Below are 2,706 nucleotides of genomic sequence, written 5' to 3' on the forward strand. Positions count from 1 at the left end.
CGCGGCCGCGTTCGATGCGCGTGTCCTTGCCGTGGCAATGGTGGATCGCATCGCCAAGAGCGCGGGCCGAATGGATCGGGTCGGCACCCATCCAGATCAGGTGGCTGGGGTCGAGGTTCATGCCAACCGTCGGGCCGACCTCGCCCCGCAACCGGAACAGGGTTTCCGGGTTCCAGACCAGCATGGCCGAGAAATTTTCCAGCGCGTATTTCTCGACCCCGACCTCTTTCGCCAGCCTCACCAGATCGTGCCACAGCGGGAAGGCGCGATCCTCCCATTGATAGCGATCACGCTCGGGCATCTCGGCCGGCCATGACTTCGTATAGACCAGCCAGTTCGGCACCATGTCGCCGGGTGCGGCCTCGGGCAGGCCGGACATGGTGACGATCTTCTTCACGCCGATCTCGCCGGCCAGACGGATCGTGTCCTGCATTTCCTTCAGGTGGCGCCTGCCCATATCGCCGGGATCCAGCGGATTGGCCGAGCAATTGAGCGCGGCGATTTCCAGCCCCCGCGCCTCGATCTCGGCCAGCTTCTGCTTCAGCAGGCCCCTGTCGGCCAGCAGTTCGTCGGCGCGGAAATGCGGCGCGGGCGACCAGCCGCCGCCGGTCATCTCGACCCCCTCGACGCCGAGGGCCACGCATTTGTCCAGCATGTCCGTAAAGGACAGGTTGCCCATGACATCGGTGCAAATGGAAAGTTTCATCTGTCTGTCTTTCTGATGCGATGAAGTCGGACACGCCGGCGGGAGGAGGAACCGGCGCGCCCGTTCCGGTTACTGATAATCGACCCATGCCGCGCCCGCGTCTGCCGAGCGGACGCAGTTTTCCAGCCAGCGCACGCCTTCGGTGCCGGCATGGATACCGGGGTAGTGATGGTTTTTCAGGAAGGCGTCGTCCCCGCGCTGCTTCGCGTCGATGGCCTGCGCAATCCACAGATAGATATTGGACCAGCTGTCGCCCAGGCCCTCGGTATGCAGCGCGCCCATGCGGTCCACGGCAAGGCTTTCAGGTTCCAGATAGGGCATGCCGTGATGCAGGATGCGGTTCGGTTCGCCCTGCACCTCGTAGATCAGCTGGTCGGGATGGCTGTCGGACCATTCGACCGACGCCCTGGAGCCGACGAAGCGGTAACGCTGCGAGCCCATGTTTCCGGCATTGACAGAAGAAACCCACAGCCGGCCCCGCGCGCCATTGTCGTAATGCGTCAGGACCGTTGCGTGATCCTCCAGCGGCGCGCGCGAGGGGATGAAGGCCTTGCGGTCGCAAAGCAGGCGCTCGATTTTCAGGTCGGGCAGCACGACCTCGGAGAGATAGTAAAGATGCGTGCCGATATCGCCGAGAACGAAGGTCGGGCCGGCGGTTTTGGGGTTGGTGCGCCATTTGACGGCCTCGCCCGCATCGGTGTCGTCGCCCGCGTTGAAGCCGTGGGTATATTGCAGATCGACAATGCGGATCTCGCCCAGCATCCCCCTGGCGACCATCGCCGCCATCTGATGGACCAGCGGGTGCCCGGTGAAACCATAGGTCACGCCGACGATCAGGCCCTTTTCTGCCGCCAGTGCGGCGATTTCGTCGCATTCCGCGACGGTGAAGAACAGCGGCTTTTCGCAGATCACATGGATGCCGGCAGTCAGCAGGGCTTTGGTAATCTCGAAATGGGTGAAGTTCGGCGTCGCGACCGAGACGACCTCGACCCCGTCCGCACGCCCTGCCTCGCCGGCGATCAGCTCCTGATAGGTCGCATAGCAGCGATCCGGGGCGACACCCAGCTTGGTGCCGAAATCGCGGCCGCGTTCGGCATCCAGATCGAAGGCCCCGGCGACAAGCTGATAGGTGCCGTCGCGAAGCGCGCCGGTGCGATGCTTGTAGCCGACCTGCCCGGTGCGGCCGCCGCCAACCATGCCCCACCGCAGGGGGCGAGAGATTGTCCGTTCTCCGTTGATCATCTTGTTCTGCTTTCCTGAATTCGCCCCTGGGTCACGCCGCCTTCGCGGTCGCGGCTGCATAGAGGCTGGGTTTTTCAATCATTCTGACGGCTTCTTTTGCTCCGCTGGCTGCGGCCCGCAGCGCCGCGTCGGCAACCAGCGTTGCCGCATAGCCGTCCCATGTGCTGGGGCCGGTCGCCGTGCCCTGCCCGGCGGCAGCGATCCATTCGCGGAATTCCTGGTCATAGGCCTCGATGAAGCGTTCGCGCCAGTCGGCGGGAACGGCCTGCCGGATGCCGTATTGGTCGCAGATCAGCGTGGCCGGGCGGTTCGGCAGCGCGGCCGTGCCATGTTCGCAACTGACCTCGCCCCGGATGTCATAGCCATAGGCGATGTTCACGCTGATCTCGACATCGACGATCGCGCCGGAAGCCATATGCAGAAGCACCATCACCGGATCGCGCAGGTCCTTGCCCCGCGCGTTGCGGCGCGGCACCCGCACCTCGACGCCGGCGATCTCGTCATTCAGCAGCCAGCGGGAAATATCGGCGTCATGGACCAGCGTGTCGTTCAGCGGCATGTCCGAGGTATAAAGCCCCTCGGGCACGGATGCGTTGCGATGGACCGAGCGATAGCTCAGCGGCGCCCCGAGGCTGCCGCCCGCGATCACCGATTTCAGGCGCCGGTAATCGGCGTCGAAGCGGCGCATGAAACCGACCGGCACCAGACGGCTGCCATGGGCGGTCTCGGCCTCGATCACCCGCAGCGCAGCCTGTTCC

3 protein-coding genes are annotated in these 2,706 nt (G+C 64.7%); all 3 read right to left on the reverse strand.

What is annotated here, in order from left to right:
• The coding region (locus ACK5L9_RS20100) for a sugar phosphate isomerase/epimerase family protein (RefSeq protein WP_416913232.1) at positions 1-706 on the reverse strand (706 nt) is incomplete at its 3' end.
• A gap of 69 nt (positions 707-775) precedes the next feature.
• Positions 776-1,948, reverse strand: coding sequence for a Gfo/Idh/MocA family protein (locus ACK5L9_RS20105; RefSeq protein WP_416913233.1), 1,173 nt, complete (start codon positions 1,946-1,948; stop codon positions 776-778).
• A gap of 31 nt (positions 1,949-1,979) precedes the next feature.
• The coding region (locus ACK5L9_RS20110; RefSeq protein WP_416913234.1) for a Gfo/Idh/MocA family protein at positions 1,980-2,706 on the reverse strand (727 nt) is incomplete at its 5' end.

The organism is Paracoccus sp. (in: a-proteobacteria) (assembly GCF_047973135.1).
In the GTDB taxonomy this organism is placed as follows: Bacteria; Pseudomonadota; Alphaproteobacteria; order Rhodobacterales; family Rhodobacteraceae; genus Paracoccus.

Coding starts and splice junctions, on each gene's coding strand:
- ACK5L9_RS20105 (WP_416913233.1), bottom strand. CDS start 1,948: ATGATCAACGGAGAACGGACAATCTCTCGCCCCCTGCGGTGGGGCATG.